This window comes from Blastochloris viridis (genome assembly GCF_001402875.1).
Classification (GTDB): Bacteria; Pseudomonadota; Alphaproteobacteria; order Rhizobiales; family Xanthobacteraceae; genus Blastochloris; species Blastochloris viridis.
Genome location: NZ_CP012946.1, coordinates 1,773,627 through 1,797,549 on the forward strand (window position 1 = coordinate 1,773,627; position 23,923 = coordinate 1,797,549).

At 67.3% G+C, this 23,923-nt stretch carries 18 protein-coding genes and 1 pseudogene; 11 read left to right on the top strand and 8 right to left on the bottom strand.

What is annotated here, in order from left to right; genetic code table 11:
- Window positions 1-780: 780 nt before the first annotated feature.
- Genes BVIR_RS07905 through cas7g form a run of 4 tightly spaced genes read right to left on the bottom strand, consistent with a single transcriptional unit; the run spans window position 781 to window position 7,605 of the window.
- A complete protein-coding gene (locus BVIR_RS07905; RefSeq protein WP_055037197.1) occupies window positions 781-1,776 on the bottom strand; it encodes a type I-G CRISPR-associated protein, Cas3-extension family in 996 nt (331 codons plus the stop codon).
- A complete protein-coding gene (cas3g, locus tag BVIR_RS07910; protein ID WP_055037198.1) occupies window positions 1,773-4,892 on the bottom strand; it encodes a type I-G CRISPR-associated helicase/endonuclease Cas3g in 3,120 nt (1,039 codons plus the stop codon). Before cas3g ends, BVIR_RS07905 begins: the two co-directional genes overlap by 4 nt.
- The gene (gene csb2 / locus BVIR_RS07915) at window positions 4,889-6,385 is read right to left on the bottom strand and encodes a type I-G CRISPR-associated protein Csb2 (RefSeq protein ID WP_055037199.1); all 1,497 of its coding nucleotides are present in this window, start codon (window positions 6,383-6,385) and stop codon (window positions 4,889-4,891) included. Before csb2 ends, cas3g begins: the two co-directional genes overlap by 4 nt.
- A complete protein-coding gene (gene cas7g / locus BVIR_RS07920) occupies window positions 6,382-7,605 on the bottom strand; it encodes a type I-G CRISPR-associated RAMP protein Csb1/Cas7g (RefSeq protein WP_055037200.1) in 1,224 nt (407 codons plus the stop codon). Before cas7g ends, csb2 begins: the two co-directional genes overlap by 4 nt.
- 209 nt (window positions 7,606-7,814) lie before the next feature.
- Here cas7g and BVIR_RS17180 point away from each other — a divergent pair.
- From BVIR_RS17180 to BVIR_RS07960, 9 genes and pseudogenes are all read left to right on the top strand, one after another.
- Window positions 7,815-7,907, top strand: a pseudogene (locus tag BVIR_RS17180) (IS5/IS1182 family transposase); the annotation flags it as partial.
- Between the two features lie 220 nt (window positions 7,908-8,127).
- A complete protein-coding gene (locus BVIR_RS07925) occupies window positions 8,128-9,054 on the top strand; it encodes a septal ring lytic transglycosylase RlpA family protein (RefSeq protein ID WP_417852045.1) in 927 nt (308 codons plus the stop codon).
- Window positions 9,055-9,156: 102 nt separating this feature from the next.
- Window positions 9,157-10,368 (top strand): D-alanyl-D-alanine carboxypeptidase family protein, encoded by a 1,212-nt coding sequence (locus BVIR_RS07930; RefSeq protein WP_055038760.1) that lies wholly within the window; start codon window positions 9,157-9,159, stop codon window positions 10,366-10,368.
- Window positions 10,365-11,048 (top strand): dTMP kinase, encoded by a 684-nt coding sequence (gene tmk, locus BVIR_RS07935; RefSeq protein WP_055037202.1) that lies wholly within the window; start codon window positions 10,365-10,367, stop codon window positions 11,046-11,048. The genes BVIR_RS07930 and tmk overlap by 4 nt, the downstream gene beginning before the upstream one ends.
- Window positions 11,045-12,085, top strand: a complete 1,041-nt coding sequence (locus BVIR_RS07940; protein WP_055037203.1) for a DNA polymerase III subunit delta' — start codon at window positions 11,045-11,047, stop codon at window positions 12,083-12,085. The genes tmk and BVIR_RS07940 overlap by 4 nt, the downstream gene beginning before the upstream one ends.
- A 12-nt stretch (window positions 12,086-12,097) precedes the next feature.
- The gene (metG, locus tag BVIR_RS07945) at window positions 12,098-13,654 is read left to right on the top strand and encodes a methionine--tRNA ligase (RefSeq protein WP_055037204.1); all 1,557 of its coding nucleotides are present in this window, start codon (window positions 12,098-12,100) and stop codon (window positions 13,652-13,654) included.
- A gap of 14 nt (window positions 13,655-13,668) precedes the next feature.
- The gene (locus BVIR_RS07950) at window positions 13,669-14,463 is read left to right on the top strand and encodes a TatD family hydrolase (protein ID WP_055037205.1); all 795 of its coding nucleotides are present in this window, start codon (window positions 13,669-13,671) and stop codon (window positions 14,461-14,463) included.
- On the top strand, window positions 14,460-15,260 hold the full coding sequence (locus BVIR_RS07955; protein WP_055037206.1) for an MBL fold metallo-hydrolase: 801 nt from the start codon (window positions 14,460-14,462) through the stop codon (window positions 15,258-15,260). Before BVIR_RS07950 ends, BVIR_RS07955 begins: the two co-directional genes overlap by 4 nt.
- 754 nt (window positions 15,261-16,014) lie before the next feature.
- Window positions 16,015-17,349 (top strand): IS1182 family transposase, encoded by a 1,335-nt coding sequence (locus BVIR_RS07960; protein WP_055036131.1) that lies wholly within the window; start codon window positions 16,015-16,017, stop codon window positions 17,347-17,349.
- Between the two features lie 52 nt (window positions 17,350-17,401).
- On the opposite strand, the gene BVIR_RS07965 is transcribed toward BVIR_RS07960, so the two are convergent.
- The 3 genes from BVIR_RS07965 to BVIR_RS07975 all read right to left on the bottom strand — a co-directional run bounded on the left by BVIR_RS07965 (window position 17,402) and on the right by BVIR_RS07975 (window position 21,311).
- On the bottom strand, window positions 17,402-18,481 hold the full coding sequence (locus tag BVIR_RS07965) for an IS630 family transposase (protein ID WP_055036096.1): 1,080 nt from the start codon (window positions 18,479-18,481) through the stop codon (window positions 17,402-17,404).
- 64 nt (window positions 18,482-18,545) lie between these two features.
- The gene (gene katE, locus BVIR_RS07970; RefSeq protein WP_055037207.1) at window positions 18,546-20,696 is read right to left on the bottom strand and encodes a catalase; all 2,151 of its coding nucleotides are present in this window, start codon (window positions 20,694-20,696) and stop codon (window positions 18,546-18,548) included.
- 108 nt (window positions 20,697-20,804) lie between these two features.
- Window positions 20,805-21,311 carry a YciE/YciF ferroxidase family protein gene (locus BVIR_RS07975; RefSeq protein ID WP_055038761.1) on the bottom strand — a complete coding sequence of 169 codons (507 nt, stop codon included), beginning with the start codon at window positions 21,309-21,311 and terminating at the stop codon, window positions 20,805-20,807.
- 339 nt (window positions 21,312-21,650) lie between these two features.
- Between BVIR_RS07975 and mazG the strand changes: the two genes are divergently transcribed.
- Window positions 21,651-22,508 carry a nucleoside triphosphate pyrophosphohydrolase gene (gene mazG / locus BVIR_RS07980; RefSeq protein WP_055037208.1) on the top strand — a complete coding sequence of 286 codons (858 nt, stop codon included), beginning with the start codon at window positions 21,651-21,653 and terminating at the stop codon, window positions 22,506-22,508.
- Between the two features lie 83 nt (window positions 22,509-22,591).
- Here the strand turns inward: mazG and BVIR_RS07985 are convergent, their stop codons facing one another.
- A complete protein-coding gene (locus BVIR_RS07985) occupies window positions 22,592-23,179 on the bottom strand; it encodes a thioredoxin family protein (RefSeq protein ID WP_055038762.1) in 588 nt (195 codons plus the stop codon).
- Between the two features lie 39 nt (window positions 23,180-23,218).
- Here BVIR_RS07985 and BVIR_RS07990 point away from each other — a divergent pair, with 39 nt between their 5' ends.
- Complete coding sequence (locus BVIR_RS07990; protein WP_055037209.1) at window positions 23,219-23,923, top strand: hypothetical protein; 705 nt, start codon at window positions 23,219-23,221, stop codon at window positions 23,921-23,923.

Consider the following 23,923-nt stretch of genomic DNA (forward strand, 5'->3'; position numbering starts at 1 on the left):
ATCGCAAATCAGGGCAAATAGTGGCTGTCTGCGACCTTCTTCTCGAAGGCCTCTTCGATGGAATCATCCGCGGCGTGGCAGCTTCATACATCTTAAAGAATATTTCAGGTGCAGGGGGTAGTATTGAGAACGGCTCTACTCCAAGCTCAGTACCTACTTGGATTCTATCAATAAATGCCTGTTCCAATGCCTGCCGCAAGCCGTGAAGATTCTCCGACTGAACTGCAATATCGTACTCAAGGCACTGTGCGCACCAATGGTCTCGTTCCTGAAAAGCGACGGCTCTAATGTGCATCGTTTTAACCGAAGGTCTGTAGGCGCGTCCCCACTGAAGCAAACGTCGGAACAGTGAGTTTGGTTCGCCAAGCATCGCTGCATCCTCGCATCCATAAGCAGCAGGCTACCATGCTACATTAACCCAGTTTGCCACACCTGGATTTTTTAGTGAATTGACAATATTCCTAATTTTATCCTCACTTTGAATCCTGACCGGGCAACATGCTTAGGATGCTCCCCGCTAACCCCAGGAAGAAAACAGTGATTGATGCTGCTGTTGAGAGAGGGTGGCGGCATGAAAAGATTCATGGGAAAGATGTCTTGCGTAGTATCTCATCAGATATGTTCGTTGTCCTACAAGATATTGGGGAGGATTGCTTTTATTCGCATTCAGTCGCCTCAAGTTATGCAAGATCGTTGGGACTTGCGATCGATAGCGAAAAAGCAAAATCCATAACATGGAGCCCTAGCGAGGGCGAAAAAACATAGGCCACCAACCGTCCGTCACCTCTCCTCGGCCCGTGCCCGCGTGAAATTCATGAACTTGCCGACCGAGATGCGCCGCGCCACCAGCACGTGGTCGACGCCGAGGTGGGCGAGCGCAGCCGGCGTGCGCAAACCGGGATGGCCGAGCAGCGCCCGGATGGCGGCGAGCGTCGCCGGCTCACGCCACACCGGCCAGGCGAAGGAGAAGCCGCGCGCGTCCGACCTGCCGCCGAGGATCGCCGGCCGCACCCGCCCCGCCCGCGGTTCGGGCGCCAGCGTCAGCGCCGCGATGCCGATCGCGGCGAGCCGGTTGGCGCCGTGCTGGGTGCCGCCCTTGTAGGCGGGGTCGGTGGGATCGCCCGGCATCAAAGCGTAACGGACGTCCTCGGCCGGGTCCCAGCGGAACGAAAAGGTCGGGTCGTCGCGATGCCAGGGCTTAAACAGCGCTTCGGCCAGACAGTCCGCCGCCGAGACCGCGACGGCCTTCTTGCCGCGGCCGCGCGGCGGCGGCACCTCGGTTCGCGGCACGCTGGCCAGCCGGTCGAGAAAATGCTGGTGGCCCTGGCCGAACAGCAGGCACAGCGGCGTCGGGTCGACCGGGGCGGTCGCGGGGTCCTTGGCGTCCTTCACCGCGGCGTCGCTCATCAGGGCGGTGAGGAGGTCGGCGCGCTGGCGTGTCTCGGGGCTGGCGGCGGCCGCCTTGAGCAAGTCCCGCGCATCTGGGCGCGGATGGTCGAGGTCGGCCCGGCCGCCGAACTCGTGCGCCGCCGCCAGCCTCGCCACACCGGCCGCAGCGGCTTCCGCCACCTCGGTTTGCGTCAGGGGGCGGGCAAGATGCAGCACCGGGCGCAGGGGAGGGTGCTCGACGTCCCAGGCGGCGCGCGGGCGCAAGCTGTCGCGGCTCTCGGCTTCCAGCGCCCGCAACAGCCCGAGCAGCGCCAGGAAGGCGAGCAGGTTGTCCGGCTCCAGCCCGTCCAACCGGTGGCGCGTTGCGGGTTCGTCCGGGGCGGTCACGTCGCGTCTCCTTCGGCGGCGCGTGCCGCGAAGTCGGAGGCGCGGTGGTCGGCGAGCCGCAGCACCGCCTCGAAGCGCGCCAGCTCCCACACCCCGTAGCGGGCCTTGAGCCGCTCGAACAGGCCGGCCCAGTCGACGCCATCATGCTCGAAGGCCAGCGATTGCGGGCCGGGCCCGGCCGGCAATGTGATGGTGTTGCCGGCCAGCGGCAGCGTCCGCGCCTCGGCATCAAGCGAGTCGGCGTGGGGAAACAGCGGCCGGCCGTGGCCGTGGTGGGTGCCGATCAGCCACTGCACGAGGTCGGGGTCCTCAGCCTCGGCGAAGCGCGGATGGAGCGGCGCCAGCCGCACCGACAGCGCCTCGTGCCGCCAGCGCGCCGGCAGGTCCACCCGCGCGACGGTTCCGCGCGGCGCCGGCCGCGCCGACTTGGCGAGAGGGTGGGCCGGATCGGCGCCGAGCGGATCGTCGAAGGCAAGCAGCGCCTGGAAGCGCGGGTCGGCCTTGCCGAGGTCGTGCAGCAGGGCTGCGAGCGTGACGTCGGTGACGCGCGCGTCTGGCAGGCCGGCGGCGCGGGCGAAGCGCTCGGCGAACTCCGACACCTGCCCGCAATGCGTGTCGAGCCCCTGCGTGAAGCCGGGCATCGAGCCGGCGACGTCGTCCTCGGTGGCGGCGGGTTGGCCGTCTTCCGCGCCGGTCTCCGGCTTCACGTCTTTCAGACCGGATGGGGCGACGAGCACCACGCCGCGCGGCCGGTCCTCATCGTCGACGCCGTAAAGGTCGGTGTAGACCTCGACCTTGGGGCGGGCCTTGCGCTGGCGGCCCTCATCGAGGCGGTTCAGGGCAGCCTTGATGTCGTCCGGCAGGTCGAGCGCGGCCAGCGCGTCGCGGACGACCTTCCACGGCTGGCCCAGAGTTTCAGCGAGGGTGTCGGCGACGGCATCTTCACGCGCCCCATCCTCCTTGCGCTGGCGGGCTTCGGCCGCGGCCTCGGTCTCGCCATCCTGCGGCTCGATCTCGATGCGCAGCAGACCGGGGGCGACGCGCACGGCAAACCTTTTGCCGGCAAAGGGCTCTATTGCCTTGGCGGCGACGTCGGTTGCCGGACCCGGCGCCGATGGGTTCCAGCCGAATTCGTCCACGCCGCCGTGCTTGGCCGGCACCACGATGGTGTCGCCGGGGCGGATGGCGCGCGGCGCGATCCAGGCCGAGCGGTCGTCGTCGCCGGCCCAGCGGAACGCGACCGGCGCCCTCGCCGCGCGCTCCGGCTCGTCCTCCTCCGCCCGCGCCGCAATGTCGGCGAGGTCGCGATCCACGCGCGGCCGGGCCTGCCGCGCCACCGCGTCGAGCCAGCGGCGCACCGCGGAGACCGGCAGTTCGATCGTCTCGGCCGCGCGCGGCGGCACCAGCGCCAGCAGCCGGCGCGTCTCGTCCGGCAGATCGGGATCGATATCCGCCCGCCACGCCACCGTCACCGTGGCGCTCTCGCGGCCGGCGCCGTGCAGATAAAGCCCGATTTCGGGACCGGTGCGCGGCACCGGCGCGGTCCAGCTTAAGAGGTCGAGATGCGCCGGCATCAGCACCGGCGCGTCGGGGCGCGGCGACAGCGCCGCGGGCGGAGCCGACGCCGCCACCGCCTCGAACGCCGCAATGCCAAAATCGATGATCGGCGGCCCGCCCTTGCGCGTCGGCGCGGCGGCGTGCTCGGACAAATGGGTCCAGGCGGCGCGGATGGCCGGGCCGTACACCGGATCGTCGGCCCGCGGCGACAGATCGCGCTTGGTCGCGACGATCGCCGCGATCGGGATGTTCGCCTCCGCCGGCTCGATCGCGCGGCCGGCGCGGTTGAGCCGGCCGAAGCGCTGGCGCAGCGCGTCGATCGGCGCCGCCTCGGTGATCAGCCCGTCGAAATCGACATCGACGCCGGCCTCGATGCACTGCGTCGCCACCACCACCAGCGGTTTTTCGAGCGGGCGCGCTTCGCCGGTGCGGATCGGCTTCAAGGCGTCATTTGCGGTCTGCTCGCGATCCACCGGCCGCGCCGGGCCGATCAGCAGCACCAGCTTGACGCCATCCGCGTCGAGGTCGGTTTTTAGCCGCTCGAACAGCGATCGCGCCCGCACGACGCGATTGACCACCGCGCCGATCGCCGGCGCGCTGACGCCGCGCTCCGTCAATGTCTTGAGCGCGTCCTGAACCGCCTTGGCGAGCGCGGCGACGCGCCGCATGTTTTCGGCGTCATCCGTGTCGGCGGTCTCGTCGGCCTCCTCGTCATCGCCCGCGGCCTTCGCCTTGGCGGGGCCGATCAGCGCCGCCGGCTTGGGGGCCTCGATGCGGCGCTTCAGAACCTCATGAGCTCTGTCGTCGTCGCCGAGCCTAAAAGGGTCCGGACTGTTCTCTCCGGCGGTCGCCGAGAGCTGGACCACGCCGAACGGCGCCGGTACGCCCCAGGCCGGGTCAAACCAGCCGTCGCCGCGATAGTGCGTCACATACCCGAGCGTCTGGCGGAACGGCTCGGCGAGGTGGGCTTCGTCGAGCAGGATCAGGCAGTCCGAGCCGATCAGGCCGGCATGGACCGGCTTCATGCGGTCGGACACGCCGTAGCCGCGGAACAACAGGCGCGAGCCGACCTGATCGACCGTCGAGCACAGCACCGTGGGCTGCGAGGGCGTACTCGCCCAATCGTCCTCGCGCGGCACGCCGCCGCGCAGGCGGGCGACAGCGAGCGGCGGACCATTGCCGGCCAGCGCCTTCAGCCGGGCCGCAACCCGCGCCACCACCGGCGATTGGGGCGCCGCGAGGGCTTCGGCGATCTTTTTCGCATGGGCGTGGACGTCGTCGACGATCAGCCTGCGGTCGACCACGAAGGCGATGCGCACCGGCGCGCGGCGGGCCGCGCCGTGCTCGGCTTCGAGCGCGAGGTGGAACACCGCGATGTCGATCGCCGCGGTCTTGCCGCTACCGGTCGGCAGGTCGAGCAGCGCCGGCCACCATCCGTCCGCAGCGACCTTTTCCAGAAGGCGCGTCTGCCAGGGAAACGGCGAAAAGCCAGGAATCTTTTGACCATGGACCTCCCGGAAGAACGCCGCGAACTCGGACGGTTTGAGCGCCTCGGTCATGGCGCGCGCTCCGGCTCGATGGCGCGGCACAGGCCGAGGCCGAAGAAGCGTCCGGCCCCGAGCAGCACCGGCCCCTCGACCTTCTCGGCAAAGTGGATCACCGCGTGAATCAGCGGCCGGCTGGCCAGCGACTTGGGAAGCCGCCAGCGCGTCCAGGCCGGCGCCGGGCCGGACGGCCACGCCGACACCGCGCCTTCGATCGCCGAATGCTTGTCGGGGAACACCGCGGCAAACGGCGCGCCTTTGTCGGGCGTGATCGTCGCCGGCTCCGGCAGGCCGGCATTGCGGCAGGCAATGATGATCTGGGCGATGATCTCGTTCTGGCGCGCGGCGCCCTTCTCCTTGAGGTGGCGGTCGAGCACGATCGGCGTCACCGTGGCGAAGGTGTGCGCGGGGCCGAGATAGGGCGCCGGATCCAGCGAGCGCCGATCGGCCTTCAAGGTCGGCGACAGCTCGATGCGGAAGGCATGGCCGTTCGCCGTGCCCTTGGGCGTGCAGATGGTGAGAATGCGCCGGCCGCGCTCCTCAATCAGCTCGGCTTTGCTCCGCAAGGCAGCGAGGAAGCCCGGATCGTTGAGCAGCCCGCTACCGCGCGGCGGCACCAGCGCGAAGCCGAGCACCCGGCCGTCCGCATAAGGTGCGCCGACGAACGCCAGCGGCACGATGGCGAGGTGCGGCGCGCGGGTCGGGGTGCCATCCGGCGCATGCCCCGAGACGATTTCGGGAATGCGCTTGCCGGCGCCGCTATAGCCGTTGAGCAGCGCATCGCGGATGGTCTTGGCGACGATCGCGGCGGCGCGCACGTCCGGCATCGTGCCGTGAACGTGGTCGAGCAGCAGCCAGCGGCTGTCGAACACCCCGTGCCGAACCATGGCGGCGGCCTCGGCCGCTGGCGGGACGCGGGCGCCCGGCGCCGGCCGGCGCCCGGCGGCGAACGCGGCCGTCAGCTCGGCTAGCCGCCCGTCATAGATGCGGCGCTGCGCCGGGCGCGCCGCTGCAAGCACCTCGGGCTCCACCTCCCGCCGGAAGCGGCAGCGGGTCAGGCTGGTGGAGTGGCCGACATAGGCGGTGTCGGCGGCAAGCGCGTCGAGCGCGGCCAGCGTGGCGTCGTCGGGATCGGCGTCGGTCCAGATCAGGCGGAGGGTGGGATCATCGGGGCGCGCGGCCGGGAACCGGCGTGGCTGGCGCGCGCGGAAATCGGGCAGCACCGACCGGTTGCCGATCCGGCCGGTTCCCGGATCGTTGGGCGGCACGAAGCTGACCGGTGCCGTCCGCGCCAGCGCGCCGGAGGCGACGATGCGCTGCTCCGGTCTGGTCTCCAGCCAGCGCAAGGCATCGGCTTCCCGCGCGCTCTGTCCCCGTGCCGCCCAGGCGGCGACCAGCGCCGAGAAGATGCGATCCGGCTGCGGCGGCCAGTCCGGCCGGTCGCTGTCCGGACCGACTGCGGCGAAAGCGACGCCCGCGAGAAACTCGATCTCGAGGACGAGCGTCATCCATTCTCCTCCGCCTCTCCGCCTTCGCCGCCTAGCGCCAGGCGTTGGCTCTCGCGTACGATCGCGATCAGCTTGTCCTGCGGCACGAGGCGGATCGGCTCGGGCGGGAACGCGAAGCCGGCATGTTTCGCCGTCTCAAAGGCGTCGGCATAGAGCGCGCGTGCGCCGGCGAGATCGATGCTGATTGGATCGGACGTGCCGTCGGAGCCCACGAACTCCAATCCGCTTGCGCTGTCGCACACCAGATCGCAGCGCGAACGCAACGCATAGCCGCGCGCATCCTGCTCCGCCACCGCGAGCAGGCCGAGCGCGGCGAGCAGCGCGCGCCCGGCGGCATCGCGTTTCGGCGAGCCGAAGCGCAAGCGCCGCAGCGCGGCGAAGCTGAGCACCATGGTGTGCTCGATGTGATCGCAGGTGACGCCGAGAGGCTGAACGGAGGGCGCGATATTGCCGTGATTGATCTCGGAGGGGCGAACCTTCTTGGCCTTCTTGCCGGCGCCGGCCTCGGTGACGTCCCAGCCGTTCTCGCCCTTGAACACCTCGACCTTGCGCAGCACGCCGAGCGGGTCGATGCGGCTGCCGGTGCGCCGGCCGGCGGTGCGAAAATCGATCTCCCCGGTCCGCTTGTCGGCGATCTCCTCGACCGGCGTGCCCACGGCCACGATCTCCGACACCAGGCAGCGGGCGAACTTGGCGCCGAGCCCGCCGCCCTCGCCGGTCGAATGCCACGCACCGAACAGCAGCGCGTTCGGCGAGGTCTCCAGCAGCGCGGTGGCGTTGTCCGGCTTGGCTTTGGCGAGACGTTCGCCGAGCGCGCTCTTCATGAACGGCTCGCCACCGAGCAGGCTGTCGCGCAGAATAGCGTCATAGACCCGGTGCGGCGCGTCGAGCGAGGTGATCTCGGTCAGCCCCTCGATCCCGGTGCCGCGGAAATCGACGACGATGTGCGGGATCGCCGCGGTGCCGTCGCGGGCTGCGGCTAGCAGGCCGTCTTCCAGCCGGTTGGCCTGCGACTGTACGCTGTCGACCAGCACGCACCATACCTCGCCGCCATTGATGCGCCGCCGTTCGAATACGTGGCGCGGTGGGGCATTGCGTCCCTCCCCCGGATAGGTCGGCGGAAAGATCTTGTCTCCCTGGCCGCCCGCCGGTTGCAATGTCCGCCGGCGCCGAATCGCCGCCCCGCCGGCGATCAAGCGCGTAAGCTCTACGGCATCCATTCTGCCCCCTCGATTTCATGCAACTTTTCACGCTTGCCGCCGCCGATTGTCCGTCAGCCCGCGCCATCAAACAAGGGTTGAGACGGCTTTCCCCAAAGTTAATCAGACGAGGGAGCAAACGGCGAATCTAAGAGCCGATCCGGAAAGAAGTTGAGTCTGTGGAGTCGTTTGTGATTTTGTAGCGCGGGCGCGCTTTGCGAGGGATCACGATGTGGACGCCAGACCACCGCCGGACGGCGGATCGCCGTGGGTTGCGCTATCCGAGTGACCTGACCGACGCCGAATGGGCGCTGGTCAATCCGGCCGCATGATCCCGTCCGATCACAGGGGCCCACTCCCTACGTCCACGCAGCAGCCGGTCCGGGCGAAAACAAGATATTGTTTTTGGGGCTATTTTCGAGCGCGTTCGATCGGTCTGGGCCAGCCTGGCGGCGACGGCGCCATGCTGATCGATCATTAACCATAATTAACTCGGCCGTATTTTCGTCGAATTCGCCGGCTGTGGTCATGTTAGGTTTCAGCATGAAACGCTGGCATAGGCCGGGCGAGGGGTATTCGATGGAACTGTCGGCGCGGACCGGTTGCCGGATTGCGACGCTTGGCGCTGCCGCCTTGATCCTGTCGGCCTGCTCGCTGCAGGAGCGCCTCGCCAGTCGCGTCGATCCCAAATACGGCGTCTCGGCAAGCCCCAAGGTCGTCGCCGATGGTCAGCCGATTCCCAAGGGTGGCGGCACATTTCGCACGGGCAAGCCGTACACCATCGCCGGCAAGACCTTCGTGCCGCTTGATAAACCGCAAGGCTTCCGGGAGGAGGGCGTTGCCTCCTGGTATGGCGACGATTTCCACGGCCGCCTGACCGCCAATGGCGAGGTGTACGACATGCACTCGGTGTCGGCGGCTCATCCGACGCTGCCGATTCCCAGCTTCGCCCGCGTCACCAACCTCTCGAACCGCCGCTCGATCGTCGTCCGAATCAATGACCGTGGTCCGTTCCACGGCAACCGCGTCATCGATCTGTCGGTGAAGACCGCCCAGGCGCTCGATTTCCACCGCAATGGCGTCGCCAAGGTTCGTGTCGAATACGTCGGCCCGGCCTCGCTCGACGGCACCGACGACAAGGTGCTGCTTGCCACGCTGCGGACCGACGGTCAGCCGGCCCCGTCACCGAGCCCGGTGATGGTTGCCTCCGCCGCGCCGTTCGTTCCGCCGGTGTCGGCTTATTCGTCCGCGTCGATGCCACCTTCCGCTTCCACCCGCGTCGCGATACGCGGATCGGTGCCGCTGCCGCCTGACCGGCCGTTCGACGTCGGCCCCAGCGAACACCCGCTGACGTCGTCGGGGCTCCGCACCTCCAGTCGGCCGATGACGACGGCTTCGACCACCGCATTCGCTCCGATCGAGGCTTCCGGCGCCAATGGCGCGGTCGCCACCGGGCGTGGCCTGTATTGATCGGTCAACAATCTTAGGTGATCGTCGTTGATCGCCTCGCCACTGGCTTGGTAAAGAGATTCGGACTTGCCAAGGGCCGGCGGCAAAGAGGGACGGGTGGCGATGGCGGCGCGCGTCACCGTGGGGTTGATCAGAACGGCTTTGCTCGCGCTGGCGATCCTGGCTGGCATTCGCGTCGCCTGCGCGGCTGACGCCTATCAGACCAGTGTACCGCACGCGATCCTGGTCGATTATGATTCCGGTAGCGTGCTGTTCGAAAAGTCGGCTGACGTACCGGTGCCGCCTGCTAGTCTCACCAAGATGATGACGATGGTCGTGGTGTTCCAGGCCATCAAGGACGGCAAGATCAGCGTCGACGACGAGTTCGTCATCTCCGAGCATGCTTGGCGCCACGGCGGCGCGCCTTCGGGCGGCTCGGCGATGTTCGCGATCCTCAACAGCCGCGTGAAGCTGTCCGACTTGATGCAGGGCGTCATCGTGCAGTCCGGCAACGACGCCGCCATCGCCATCGCCGAAGGTTTGATGGGAAACGAGCCGTCTTTCGCTCAGTTGATGACCGCGCGCGCCAAGGAAATCGGCCTGACCAGCGCGATGTTCCGCAATCCCACCGGCTATCACGACCCCGACCAGAAAATCTCGGCCCGCGACGTTGCCAAGCTTGGCGCCTACATCATCCGCAATTTCCCGGAATTCTACCCGATTTACGGACAGCGTGATTTTACCTGGAACAAGATCTTCCAGCAAAACCGCAACCCGTTGCTCGCGATGGGAATAGGCGCCGACGGGCTGAAGACCGGCTACGTCAAGGAAGGCGGCTACAATTTGGCCGGCTCGGCGGTGCAGAGCGGCCAGCGCTTGATCGTGGTGGTGATGGGGGCGAAGAACGAGAAGGAACGCGCCGAGGAGGCCCGCAAGCTGCTCGACTGGGGCTTCCGCAATTTTGAATTGCGACTACTGTTCGACGCTGGAGCGACGGTCGCCGAGGCGCGGATGTTCGGCGGCGTGCAGGGGCGCGTCAAACTCGCCGCGGAAGGACCGGTCAAGATCCTGGTGCCGCGCGGCTCGACCGAGCGGGTCACGGCACGCGTGGTTTATCAGGGGCCGGTGCGCGCGCCGGTGGCCGCCGGCACGCCGATCGGCAAGTTGCGCGTGATGCGGGGCGAGACGCTCGCGCTCGAAATGCCGCTGCACGCCGCTGAGGATGTCGCGCAGGGCAGCCTGTGGCAGCGCGCGCTCGACGGCTCGCAGGAACTGGTGATCGATCTATTCCGGAGTGGAATCGCGCAGATCAAGGCTGGAGCACTGAAGCCGTGACCGAGACGCCGCGACGGCGCGGTCGCTTCGTCAGCTTCGAAGGCGGCGAAGGGGCCGGTAAATCGACCCAGTTGGCTCGCCTTGCCGAGCAGTTGGCGGATGCCGGCTACAATGTGATGACGACGCGGGAACCCGGCGGATCGCCAGGCGCAGAGGCGATCCGGCACGTGCTGCTGTCCGGCGCCGCCAAGCCGCTCGGTCCGGTGGCGGAAGCCATCCTGTTCGGGGCTGCCCGGGCCGACCACGTCGCGACCGCGATCGAACCGGCGCTGGCCGCCGGCACCTGGGTTCTGTGCGACCGCTTCATCGATTCGACCCGCGTCTACCAGGGCGTGCTCGGCAAGGTCGAGCCGGGTCTCGTCCGCGCGCTCGAGCGCATCGCGGTTGGCCGCACCCGTCCTGACCTGACGTTGGTGTTGGACGTCCCGGCCGAACTCGGCCTCGCCCGTGTCCGGGCCCGGCCCGGCGCGCGCCCGGATCGGTTCGAAAGCGAGGACCTCGCCTTCCACCGCGCCTTGCGTACTGCATACCGCGAACTGGCCGACGGCGAGCCCCAACGCTGCATGGTCATCGAGGCCGCCCGCAAGGCCGATGAGGTCGCCGCAGCGGTCTGGCAGGCGGTGACGTCGCGCCTGATCGTGCCCGACAGCCTCGCCGCCGCCCGCGAGGTGTTGGGGTGAAGGTCGCCGTCGAAGAGGGCGATCGCGTCCCCGGAAGGCCGCATCCGCGCGCCGCCCGCGACCTGATTGGCCAGGAAGCGGCAGAAGCGGCGTTTCTCGATGCGTGGCGATCCGGCCAGGTGCCACACGCTTGGCTGCTTGGCGGCACGGAGGGCATCGGCAAGGCCACCTTTGCCTACCGGGTGGCGCGGTTCGTGCTGGCGGCCGGGGCACGTGATGCCGCAACGCTCGCCGCGCCCGCCGACCATGCGGCGGTGCGGCGCATCGAGGCGCAGTCGAACTCGGATCTGTTCGTACTGCGCCGCGTCATCACGCCGGACCGCACCACGCTGCCAACGGTGATCCCGGTCGATGAGGTGCGAAAGACCGTCGGTTTCCTCGGCTCGACCGCGGCCTCGGGCGGGTGGCGAGTGGTGATCGTCGATTCACTCGACGAGCTTAACGTCGCCGGCGCCAATGCACTGCTGAAGAGCCTGGAGGAGCCGCCACCGCGCGTGCTGTTTCTGCTGATCGCGCATCGGCCGGGTCGGGTGCTGCCGACCATCCGCTCGCGCTGCCGCAAGCTGATGCTGCGCCCGCTCGGCGCGGTCGAGTTGGCCCGCGTGCTGACCGAGGTGCTGGGCATCGAGCCCGCCGCGCCCGGACTTGCAGACGTCATCGCCGCCGCCGGCGGCTCGGTACGGCGGGCGCTGGCGCTGCTCGATCCCCAGCAGGGGGCCGTTCGCGAGGCGGTCCGTGCCGTTCTCGGCCGGCTGCCGGCGGTCGACGGGACAGCGCTCCATGGTCTCGCCGAGCGGCTGGCGAGCGGCGGGGACGGCGCCTTCTCCGCTTTCATCGAGGCGGTCGAGGACCACCTGGCGGCGCCGCTGGCAATGCCGGACAACGCCGCGGCGAGTGCGCTTGCAGCCCATGCCGAGGTATGGGACAAGCTCGCCCGCGCGGCTGCCGAGGTCGACGCATTCAATCTTGATCGCAAACCATTCGTGTTCTCGGTCGTTTCATCTTTGGCCGAGGCCGCGCGCCGTACGCGCCGTTGAAACGAGGGCCGGATGAAGGGCCGTTATTACATCACCACCGCAATCGCCTATCCCAACGGCGTGCCGCACATCGGCCACGCCTACGAGGTGATTGCCACCGATGCTATCGCCCGCTTCCAGCGGCTCGACGGCTTTGACGTGCTGTTCCTCACCGGGACCGACGAGCACGGCATCAAGATGCTGCAGACCGCCCAACGCGAAGGGCTGACCCCGGCCGAGTTGGTTGCGCGCAACGTGCCGCGGTTCCAGGCGATGGTCGAGCGGTTCAACATCTCCAACGACGATTTCATCCGCACCACCGAGGCGCGGCACAAAGAAGCCTGCGCCGAGCTGTGGCGGCGGATGGCGGCGGCCGGCGACATTTATCTGTCGAAGTATTCCGGCTGGTACTCGGTGCGCGACGAGGCCTATTACGCCGAAGAGGAGACCACCGTCCGCGAGGACGGCGTCCGCGTCGGCCCGCAGGGCACGCCGGTGGAGTGGACCGAGGAGGAAAGCTATTTCTTCCGCCTGTCCAAATATACCGATCCGCTTCTTAGATATTACGAGGATCATCCCGAGTTCATTCTGCCGGAGGGACGTCGCAACGAGGTCGTAAGCTTCGTAAAGGGCGGACTGCAGGATCTGTCGATCTCGCGCACCACGTTCGACTGGGGCATTCCGGTGCCCGGAGATCCCGACCACATCATGTATGTGTGGGTGGATGCCCTGAACAACTACGTCACCGCCACCGGCTTGTTGAACGGCGGCGGACCCCGCACGGACTATTGGCCCGCTGACCTCCACGTCATCGGCAAGGACATCACCCGCTTTCACGCCGTCTACTGGCCAGCGTTCTTGATGTCGGCGGGTTTACCGCTGCCGAAGCGGGTGTTCGGCCACGGCTTCTTGTTCAACAAGGGCGAGAAGATGTCGAAGTCGGTCGGCAACGTGGTCGACCCGTTCGCGCTCGCCGATGCCTATGGCGTTGACGCGGTTCGCTATTTCTTCCTGCGCGAGGTGCCGTTCGGCCAGGACGGCTCCTACACGCCCGAGGCCATCGTCAACCGCACCAACGCCGACCTGGCCAACGACCTCGGCAATCTGGCGCAGCGCTCGCTGAGCTTTATCGCCAAGTCCTGCGAGGGCAGGGTGCCGACGCCCGGCGACCTCTCGGAGGCCGACCGGACGCTGCTGGCCGCGGCCGACGCCATGATCGACACCGCCCGCGAGGCAATGAAGACCCAGCAGCTCCACGCCGTGCTGGCCGCGGTGTGGGCGGTGGTCGCCGACGCCAACCGCTATTTTGCCGGCGAGGCGCCGTGGGCGCTGAAGAAGACCGATCCGGCGCGGATGGCGACCGTGCTCTACGTCACCGCCGAGGTGATCCGGCAGGTGGCGATCATGGCCCAGCCGTTCGTGCCGCGCGGCGCCGCCAAGCTGCTCGACCTGGTCGGGGTGGCGGCCGATGCCCGCGGCTTCGACCGGCTCGGCCCGGCCGGACGACTCCAGGCGGGCGGCGTGCTGCCGGCGCCCGAGCCGGTGTTCCCCCGTTACGTCGATCCCGACGCGCCAGTGAAGGGCGCCTGATGCAAGCCCCCCCGATGCTGGTCGACAGCCACTGCCACCTCGACTTCCCCGACCTCGCCGCCGACCTCGACGACGTGGTCGCGCGGGCGCGGGCGGCCGGCATCGCCCGCATGGTGACGATCTCGACCCGCGTGCGGGGGTTCGATGCGGTGCGGGCCATCGCCGAGCGGTTCGACGACGTGTTCTGCTCGGTCGGCACCCACTGCCACCACGCCGCCGAAGAGGACGACGTCACCACCGACGACTTGGTGCGCCTTGCCGAGCACCCCAAGGTGGTCGCCATCGGCGAGGCCGGTCTCGACTATCACTACGACTTCTCGCCGCGCGCAGTGCAGGAGGCGAGCTTCCGCCGCCACATCGAAGCGGCGCGCATCACCAAGCTGCCGCTGGTGATCCACGCCCGCGAGGCCGACGCGGACACCGCGGCCATACTGGAGCAGGAAATGGGGCAGGGACCCTTCCCGGCCCTGCTGCACTGCTTCACCGGCGGCGCCGAGCTGGCCCGGCGCGCGGTGGCGCTCGGACATTACGTGTCGTTCTCGGGCGTGCTCACCTTCAAGAAGACCGACGAATTGCGAGCGATCGCCGCCGAGCTGCCGGCCGACCGCATCCTGGTCGAGACCGACTCGCCGTACCTTGCTCCGGGCAAATGGCGCGGCAAGCGCAACGAGCCGGGCTTTATCGTCGAGACGGTGCGGGTGCTGGCGGCGGCGCGCGGGATTTCGCCGGATGCGGCAGCCGCGCTGACGACCGAGAATTTCTTCCGTCTTTTCAGCCGTGTGCCGCGAGATCTTCGAGCAGCGTCATGACCCTGACGGCGACCATCCTCGGCTGCGGCTCCTCGGGCGGCGTGCCGCGCGTGGGCTCCGGCTGGGGCCGCTGCGATCCGGCCGAACCGAAGAACCGCCGCCGCCGTTGCGCGCTACTGATCGAGCGGACCGGCCCGGCTGGCAAGACCACCGTGCTGATCGACGCCGGGCCGGACCTGCGCCAGCAACTGCTCGACGCCGGCGTCGACCGGCTCGACGGCGTGCTGCTGACCCACGAGCACGCCGACCACACCCACGGCATCGACGATCTTCGGCCGCTGGTGATCCACCAGCGCCGGCGCATCGACGTCTACATGGACGCCGAGACCTCGGCGATCATGCGGACGCGGTTCGGCTATTGCTTCGCGACCCCACCAGGCAGCGAATATCCGCCGATCCTGACCGACCACCGCATCCATGCCGGCGAGCCCGCCACCATCGAAGGGCCGGGCGGGCCGGTGACCGTGCTGCCGTTCCGGCTGGTGCACGGCGGGACCGAGGCGCTGGGCTTCCGCGTCGGCGGGCTGGCCTACAGCGCCGACGTCAGCGCCATTCCGCCGGACAGCGTCGGCGCCGTGGAGGGCCTCGACACCTGGATTGTGGACGCGCTGCGCGACACGCCGCATCCCAGCCATTTCTGCCTCGCCGAGGCCTTGGCCTGGATCGATCAGGTTCAGCCGCGCCACGCGGTGCTGACCAACCTGCACACCGATCTCGACTACCGCGAGTTGGCGCAGCGGCTGCCGGACGGCGTCGAGCCGGCGTTCGACGGCCTGAAGATCGCCGTCACGCCCTGACGGCTTTGGATGACTGTCCCGGATCACCGGCGGCTCGCCAAAGCCCCGCGAACCGTTGGCACGCGTGAATGTTCCATAATATTCCTTATGCGAATCATGTCTGCCAGCCGGGCTGATGAACTCCGATCTCGGCGAGCCGACTTCGTGACCTACTGGGTGACCGGACTTATGCCCACGGGCCTATGAGCTTGATGTTCCGCCAACGCCAACTCGCCCCATTTGATGAGCCTGCGAAAGCGGGCGTCTCGCCCAAGGATGAATTTGCCCATGGTCCGATACGGCTGCGCGCAGCCCCCCGCACCATGAGGCCGAGACATGATTGGGCTGGCCGCTTGCCCCAGGCGGCGCAGTTGCCGGGATCATGTTTGGCGGACCTCGACGGCTCATGGGTTGCTGACCGGCTGGCTTGGCCGACCGCGTTGGCGCCGCGGGGTCCGGCGCCGCCACGGGCGCGGCCGAGTCGTTCTCGACCGCGCCTCGATGGGAGGTGCCACCGCCGCCCTCCCCACCCGCCGGAGTCGGCGGGCGACGCCACCGGACACGGCGACACGCCGCGCTCCCGCTGCGGCTGCCGCCTCACGGCCATGACTAGAGCATTTTCCGCACAAGTGGGATCCGGTTGTGCGAAAGAAAATGCGACATAACAAAGACCTAGAGCGTCCGAGCTGATGCAGTCAGGTCGGATCAGGCTCTAGCTAGGAGCCTGTCCGAGAAGTCATGGCTTTTCGGCGACGGATCTGATTCAATCGCCTGCATGAGCAGGCATTTTCGGCCGTGGAAGATCGACCAGACGCAGCTTTTCCCGCCGGCGATCACGGACTATGTGCCGAAAGATCACCTCTCGCAGTTCGTGATCGCCTTGGTGCGCGATGGCCTTGATCTGGATGAGATCTTTGCCAGCTACAAAGGCGAGCTGGGTCAGCCGCCGTACGACCCTCGGATGATGGTCGCTCTGCTGCTCCACGCCTACTGCACCGGACTGTACTCGTCACGGCGAATTGCCAAAGCCTGCACCGAGCGGGTCGACTTCATGATGATCGTCGCGCACGATGCGCCCGATTTCCGCACCATCGCCGACTTCCGCAAACGCCATCTGGCGGCGCTCGCCAACCTGTTTGTCCAGGTGCTGAAGCTGGCCGAGGCGGCTGGGCTGGTGAAGCTCGGGCACGTCGCGCTCGACGGCACCAAGATCAAGGCCAACGCCTCCAAGCACAAGGCGATGAGCTACGGGCGCATGCAGGAGCGTGAGGCGGAGTTGCAGGCGGAGGTCGACCGCTGGCTGACGAGCGCGGAGGCCGCCGACGCGCAGGACGACGCGCAGCACGGCACGAGACGCCGCGGCGAGGAGATGCCCGACTGGGTGGCCGACAAGACCAAGCGCCTGGCCAAGATCCGGGAAGCCAAGGCCGCGCTCGAGCAGGAAGCCGCCGCGGCTGCGGCCGCCAAAGCCGAAGCCGAACGCCAAGCGGAGGAGGCGCGCCGCGCCGAGGGACGCAAGCGGCCGGGGCCGCCTCTGAAACCCCGCTCGGACGCGCCGGCCCCCAAGACGCAGCGCAACTTCACCGATCCCGACAGCCAGGTGCTGCTGACCAAGGACGGCTACGTCCAGGGCTACAATGCTCAGGCGGCGGTCGACGGCGCGGCGCAGATCATCGTGGCCCACGGGCTGACCAAGAGCATGAGCGACTGCCCGCAGTTGGTGCCGCTGGTCGAGGGCATCGAGGCTCATCTCGGCCGCAGGCCGAAGGAGGTCTCGGCGGACGCGGGCTACTGCAGTGAGGCAAACCTCGCCGCGCTCGCCGCCCGCGACATTCGTGCCTATGTCGCCATCGGTCGGGCCAAGCGGCCGGCCGAGGCTTCGCGGAAGCTGGGCGGGCCGCTCACCCAGCGCATGCGCCTGACGCTGAAGCGGGCCGGCCACCGCAGCCGATATCGCCTGCGCAAGCAGATCGTCGAGCCGGTGTTCGGCCAGATCAAGCAGGCGCGCGGGTTCCGACAGTTCCTGCTGCGCGGTCTGGCAGCGGTTCAGGCGGAATGGGCGTTGATCTGCCTCGCCCACAACATCACCAAGCTCGCGAGAGCCGGGTGAGCGAGACACGCCACGCTCGGACACCGTGCCAACGGATTATCTGGACAGGCTCCTAGTGGATTGACTCTAACGCTTGCTTCCCGCGCTTGATAGCGGCGAGGACGCGGTCGGGATTGGCTTTCCAGACGAATGGCTTCGGTTTTTCGTTGTGGTCGTCGAGGAACCGGTTGATGGCGGCCTGCAGGTCGGTGATCGAGTTGAAAACGCCGCGCTTCAGCCGACGCTTGGTGAGCGTGGCAAAGAACCCTTCGACGGCATTGATCCACGAACACGATGTCGGCGTGAAGTGGAACGTGAACCGCGGATGCCGGAGGAGCCATCGCATGACCTTGGGATGCTTGTGGGTCGCATAATTGTCGAGGATGACATGGACGATCTTGCCGGCCGGGATGTTCGCTTCGATCGCGTTCAAGAAGCGAATGAACTCCTGATGCCGGTGGCGCTGCATGCAGCGCCCGATCACCTTGCCTTCGAGAATGTCGAGCGCCGCAAACAGGGTTGTCGTGCCGTGGCGCTTGTAATCATGGGTCATGGTGCCGGCGCGCCCTTTCTTCATCGGCAATCCCGGCTGGGTGCGGTCGAGGGCCTGGATTTGCGACTTCTCGTCGAGCGAAAGCACGATCGCATGCGCTGGCGGGTCGATGTAAAGGCCGACGACGTCGGTGAACTTTTCGACGAAGTGCTTGTCCTTAGACAGCTTGAACGTCCGCACGCGATGCGGCGTCAGGCCATGCGCCGTCCATACCCGCTGGACCGAACGCAGGCTGACGCCGGCGGCCTCGGCCATGGCCCGGCCCGTCCAATGGGTGGTCTCGCCCGGCGGTTCGCCGAGCGTCAAATCGACGATGCGTTTGACGAGCTCTTGAGCCAACGCAGGCTTGCCCGGCGGGCGTGTCTTGTCGCGCAGCAGACCATCGACGCCCTCGCGCATGAAGCGCTCCTGCCAGCGCCAGACGACCGGCTTCGACAGTCCGGATTGGCGCACGATCTCCATCGTGCCGCAGCCGTCGGCGGTGGCGATGATGACCCGGGCGCGAGCCGCGTGCTTCTGCGAACTGTTGTGATCCCCGACGATCCAATCAAGGCGCGTGCGGTCCTCGGGCGTGACGTCAACAACAATGCCTGCTCTCATGCCCAGAGCATGAACCAAATCTCCGCACTCGGGAATCCTCCGAATGCGTCAATCCACTAGCTGCCTAGCGCGACTTGGCCGGAGGCGACGCCTTGCCGAGCTTGACCGAAGGCTCGCGGCCCCAGACCCGCAGTTTGCCGAGCTTCGCGACGAACGCCTCCAGCCCGTCTTCTCCGGGCAGCGCCACCACCCCCTCGTCGAGGGCGTCCGCCACGCCGGCCTTTTCCAGCAGCGCCAAGGCCGAGGCGTCATAGCCGATGAACTTGCAATGCTGGAACGCGTCGGCCACGAAGTCGCGCGCGGTCGCCTCCTGCAGCAGATCGTCGATCGCGGCGGCGGACGTCAGCACGGCGACGGCGTCGAACAGCACCGACGGGCCGCCGTCGATCATATGCTGCGCCTTGATCCAGGTGCCGTCCGCGGCGGTGACACCCCCGACCTTCGGCGCGATCAGCTCAAACACCGCCTTTTCCTTGGTGATGGCGGCGGTCAGGCCCTGCAGCAACGTTGGGTCGACGCCATCGGTGACCAGAATGCCGAGCTTGCGGCCCTCGAAGCGCTTCGGGCCCCGCTCGACGATGCTCAGCGCCGGCGACGGCTCGAGGTCTTGGCGGGTCGGCACGGCTGCGTCCGCTGGCTTCGGCATGGCCTTGAAACCGAGCTTCTGACCGACCGTGGTTGCCAGCGTCTCGTCGATGTTGAGGAGATGCGCGACCGTGCGTTCACGAATGGCCGGCGTCTCAACCTTGCTCAATTCGAACGTCAGCGCCGCCGCAATATGGCGTTGCTCCGGCGGCGTCTGGCTGATGTAGAACTGCCGGGCCTGGCTGTAGTGGTCGGCAAAGCTCTCGGGCCGAAGTCGCGCCTTGATGCCGTGTTCCTCGGCCGCGAACGGGCGAAAGCCGCGCGTGGGCGACTCGCGTGGCCCTTCGCCGAACGAGTTCGGCTCATAATTCACCCTGCCGACCGGATTGTGCATCGCCATGTGGCCGTCCTGCTGGAAATGCGCGAACGGACATTTGGGCGCATTGATCGGCAAATGCGTGAAGTTGGGACTGCCCAGCCGCTTGAGCTGCGTGTCGAGGTAGGAAAAATTGCGCCCCTGCAGCAGCGGGTCGTTGCTGAAGTCGATCCCGGGCGGCACGTTCTGGGTCATGAACGCCACCTGCTCGGTTTCGGCAAAGAAATTGTCGGGCATGCGATCGAGCACCAACCGACCGATCGGCTTGGGTGGCAGGATCTCCTCTGGAATGATCTTGGTCGGATCGAGCACGTCGAAATCGAAACGATCGGCGAATTCCTGATCGAACAGTTGGACCTGCAGCTCCCATTCCGGGAAGTCGCCGCCCTGGATCGCATGCCACAGATCGCGGCGGTGAAAATCCGGGTCGGCACCGTTGATCTTGACGGCCTCGTTCCAGGCCACCGACTGCAGGCCGAGCTTCGGCTTCCAGTGGAACTTCACGAAGGTAGATTCGCCCTTGTCGTTGACGAGCCGAAAGGTGTGGACGCCAAAACCTTCCATGAAGCGGAACGAGCGCGGAATGGTTCGGTCCGACATGATCCACATGACCATGTTCATGCTTTCCGGCGTGAGGCTGATGAAGTCCCAGAACGTGTCGTGCGCGGTCTGCGCCTGCGGAAAATCCCGGTCGGGGTCCTGCTTGGCGGCGTGGATCAGGTCCGGGAACTTGATCGCGTCCTGGATGAAGAACACCGGGATGTTGTTGCCAACCAGATCCCAATTTCCCTGGCGGGTGTAGAACTTGACGGCGAAGCCGCGCACGTCGCGGGCGAGATCGGCCGAGCCCTTGTTGCCGGCCACCGTGGAGAACCGGACGAAGGTTGGCGTCTTTTCGCCCGGCCGCTGGAAGATATCGGCTTTCGTGTAGGCCGCGAGCGACTCGTAGGTCTCGAAAAAGCCGTGGGCGCCGTAGCCGCGGGCGTGGACCACGCGCTCCGGGATCCGCTCATGATCGAAGTGGAAGACCTTTTCGCGGAAATGAAAGTCGTCGACGACCAACGGTCCGCGCGGCCCCACCCGGAGCGTATTCTGATCGTCGGCGACCGGGCCGCCCTGTGCCGTGGTCAGGACAGGCACGTCACCTTCGGCGATCTGGTGGAGTTCACCGCCCTCCCCGCGCAGGAGGGTTTGATCGTGGATCGTAGCCGTCGAAGTCTGACGCGTTGACGGATTGGTCGCTCTCTTGGCCATCGTAAGTCTCCGGGACGATGTTTGAGTGTTCGCAAGGACAATGACGGTGTCGTTGGTGAGCAAACAAAGGCCGTCTCGTCGGGCGGCCCATCGCGTCTCCGGACCTTTTCAGCCCGCCTTTTTTGCCAAGATTCTTGGGTTCGCCATGGCTTCGCCACGAGCGGTCAATTTCTGATCGGTAGCGATTTCTTCCTGCAGATTGGCGTCGAGCAGCGGGATAGCGGTCTTCAGACCAAGCTGCGCCGCCCATGCTTTGAGCGTGCGGTAGCGTGCGATCTCATAGTGTTCGACGGCCTGAGCGGACGAAATGAGTCCTGCATCCAGCACCGCCGTGCCCTTGTATTCTTCCATGATTTCTTCGCCCTCGGCGATGAGGCCCTGGATCGCCTCACAGGTCTTGCCGCGGGCGGGCTTGCCAAGAATTTCGAATACCTGCTCGAGCCGCTCGATTTGCCCCTCCGTTTCATCCCGGTGCGTCAGAAAACCCGCCTTGCCCTCTTCCGAGGCCGCAGCACGCGCCATCTTCGGCAGGGCCTTTAGGATCTGCTTTTCGGCGAAGTAGATATCCTTCAGAGTATCGAGGAAGAGATTTTCCAGATTTTTCTCAGCAGTCATTTGGCGCCCGATCATTCTCTAGAGTGATGATTTAGCCAAACGCCATCAACTCGGCGGGGTTCCTCTTGACGCCAATTCTTCCGCCGCAAACTCAGCCATGGTGTTGCTCGTGCAGCGGGCGGGGGTGATTCTGGACCGCACATCTGCGCCGCTTCCGACGGCGGCGACGCTTACCGCGGCTATGATGCGCGCAGAGTTCGGTCTGTCGGCAAGGTCCGGTATTAAGGGCGCAAGGCGACAGCCCTCCGGGCGCCCCGGAGCGACAAAGCCCGGAGCGATCCTGTCGGTGTGCCAGATGACACGGGCGCCGGCTCCGCCGCCAGAGTTGGGAGAGTTTGGATGACGACGCGCCCGGAACCGTCCCGCGACATCGCGCGGCTGATCGAGCTGATGGCGGCGCTGCGCACGCCCGGCACCGGCTGCCCGTGGGACCTCGCGCAGGACTTCTCCACCATCGCCCCCTACACCATCGAGGAGGCCTACGAGGTCGCAGACGCCATTGCCCGCGGCGACGAGGCCGATCTGGTCGACGAACTGGGCGACCTGCTGCTGCAGGTGGCGTTCCACGCTCGGCTCGGTCAGGAAGCCGGCCGCTTCGAGTTCGGCGACGTCGTCCACGCCATCACCGCCAAGCTGATCCGCCGCCACCCGCATGTGTTCGGCGACGCCCGCGACCTCGACACCAAGGCCGTCAACGCCCAATGGGCCGCCATCAAGGCCCAGGAAAAGGCCGAAAAGTCCCAGCGGGCGGCCGAGGCTGGCACTGCCGTTGCCGCCGGCGACATCGCCGCGCGTCCGCGAACGCTGGACGGCATTCCCCTCGCCCTGCCCGCGCTGACCCGCGCGCTCAAGCTGCAGGAGAAGGCCGGCAAGGTCGGCTTCGACTGGGGCGCGGTCGGCCCGGTGATCGCCAAGATCAAGGAGGAGATCGCCGAGGTGGAGGCCGAGGTCGCCGCCGGCGACCGCGCCGCGGCGGCCGGCGAGATCGGCGACGTGCTGTTCGCCGTGGCCAATCTGGCGCGCCACCTCGGCGTCGATCCCGAGGACGCCCTGCGCCGGACCAACCACAAATTCACCCGCCGTTTTCAGGCGATCGAGGACGCCCTCGCCCGCGTCGGCCGCGCCCCCGAACAGTCCGACCTTGCCGAGATGGACGCGCTTTGGAACGCCGCCAAGGCGGCCGAACGGGGCGAATGAGAGGTACTTCGGCCGCCCAAGCCGGTCAACGCCAGCCCGTTATCAGAAAATCATGTTTAAAAATAATATGTTAGGGAGATTTTTCAGATCGGTAGCGCCTTGAGATAGTCGCGCAGCGGCATGGTGTCGTAGGCCTTCTCGGCAACGAAGCGGCAGACCGCCAGGATGTGGCGCGGCTCGACGTAGCCCTGCAGGCGCGCCACCTCGCGCTGGCGGGCCGGCTTGGCGGCGATGGCATCGGTGGTGTCCGCAAAAAACTGCAATGTTGGTGTCATGCGAACGCCGTATTTGGCGGCGAGCGCCTTTTCGGGCAGTTTCTCGCCGTCGAAATCGGTGATGTCGCGCACGCCGGCTGCGTCGAATTGAACGATCTCGAAACGGGCATGAATGAAGGCCGCGATCGCCGCATCGCCGAGGGTTTTGATATGGGTCTCCGCGCACAACGGGTTGCCGTTCACCTCCCACAGCACCGCCAGCCGCTTGTTCCGGCTGGCGGCGAGCCGGAGGTCGGCGCCGAGGTCGAACGCGCTGGCCAGGAACCAGTCCTCGCGGATCAAACCGGTGTCGCCGCCCTCCTCCGCACCGCCAGCGCCAGCCAGAGTGCCGGCGATGACGGCACCGAGCGCGCCGATGACGACCGAGCGCCGCGTGAGCAGGTCAAACTTCGTCATGTCGGCCAACCTCTCCTCCAGGCGCCTCGCGCCGGCCGGATGGCGCCAGCGGCGGAATTTGCTCTAAAGCCAGCGGCCGGCCGGCGCAATCGGGCGCTGGCGGCGGCGCTGGCCGTTTGTTGGCTGCTCGCACTGCCCGGCCCAGCCCCGGCCCAGCCCGACGACGTGGCGCTGGCGACCAGCGAGGAGGTGCTGTCGGACCGCCGCATCGCCGCCGGCTACGTGCGTGCCGGCAACGATGCGCTCGCCGCGGTGATCCTGGAGCGGCTATCGACCCAGCTTGCCGGCAGCACGCACGGCGGGCTGGCCGCCGCCGCGCTGACGGCGCTGGAAAGCGGTGACCCTCTCCAGGCCGCCGATCTTCTGGAGAAGCTGGCCGAGAAGCTCGCCGAGCAACGCCGCGACGCCGACCGCCCGGTGTTCGCCGACTGCATCCGCGACGCCAAGAAGACCTATGGCCCGCTCGATGCCTTCCGCAACGAGCCGCCCGACCTGACGGAATCGACCACGGCGGTGGCGCTGTCCGCCGCCGCCGCCAGCGCCAGCGCCGCGCTCGAGCGCTGCGACGGCGAGGCGGCGCCGGCGATTGCCGCCAATCCCGACTTTCGCCGCAGCATCGAGGGCGCCCGCAAGGTGCTGGAACAGATCGGCAGCGCGGTCGATGCCGCCGATGGCAGCCAGCTGCCACGGCTGGTGACCGAACTGCGCGGCTATATCTTGCTCCTGGTGTTCCGTTACGGCTGA

Coding starts and splice junctions, on each gene's coding strand:
- cas3g (WP_055037198.1), bottom strand. CDS start 4,892: ATGACCGAGGCGCTCAAACCGTCCGAGTTCGCGGCGTTCTTCCGGGAG.
- csb2 (WP_055037199.1), bottom strand. CDS start 6,385: ATGACGCTCGTCCTCGAGATCGAGTTTCTCGCGGGCGTCGCTTTCGCC.
- cas7g (WP_055037200.1), bottom strand. CDS start 7,605: ATGGATGCCGTAGAGCTTACGCGCTTGATCGCCGGCGGGGCGGCGATT.
- BVIR_RS07925 (WP_417852045.1), top strand. CDS start 8,128: ATGAAACGCTGGCATAGGCCGGGCGAGGGGTATTCGATGGAACTGTCG.
- BVIR_RS07930 (WP_055038760.1), top strand. CDS start 9,157: ATGGCGGCGCGCGTCACCGTGGGGTTGATCAGAACGGCTTTGCTCGCG.
- metG (WP_055037204.1), top strand. CDS start 12,098: ATGAAGGGCCGTTATTACATCACCACCGCAATCGCCTATCCCAACGGC.
- BVIR_RS07950 (WP_055037205.1), top strand. CDS start 13,669: ATGCTGGTCGACAGCCACTGCCACCTCGACTTCCCCGACCTCGCCGCC.
- BVIR_RS07955 (WP_055037206.1), top strand. CDS start 14,460: ATGACCCTGACGGCGACCATCCTCGGCTGCGGCTCCTCGGGCGGCGTG.
- BVIR_RS07960 (WP_055036131.1), top strand. CDS start 16,015: ATGAGCAGGCATTTTCGGCCGTGGAAGATCGACCAGACGCAGCTTTTC.
- BVIR_RS07965 (WP_055036096.1), bottom strand. CDS start 18,481: ATGAGAGCAGGCATTGTTGTTGACGTCACGCCCGAGGACCGCACGCGC.
- katE (WP_055037207.1), bottom strand. CDS start 20,696: ATGGCCAAGAGAGCGACCAATCCGTCAACGCGTCAGACTTCGACGGCT.
- BVIR_RS07975 (WP_055038761.1), bottom strand. CDS start 21,311: ATGACTGCTGAGAAAAATCTGGAAAATCTCTTCCTCGATACTCTGAAG.
- mazG (WP_055037208.1), top strand. CDS start 21,651: ATGACGACGCGCCCGGAACCGTCCCGCGACATCGCGCGGCTGATCGAG.
- BVIR_RS07985 (WP_055038762.1), bottom strand. CDS start 23,179: ATGACGAAGTTTGACCTGCTCACGCGGCGCTCGGTCGTCATCGGCGCG.
- BVIR_RS07990 (WP_055037209.1), top strand. CDS start 23,219: ATGGCGCCAGCGGCGGAATTTGCTCTAAAGCCAGCGGCCGGCCGGCGC.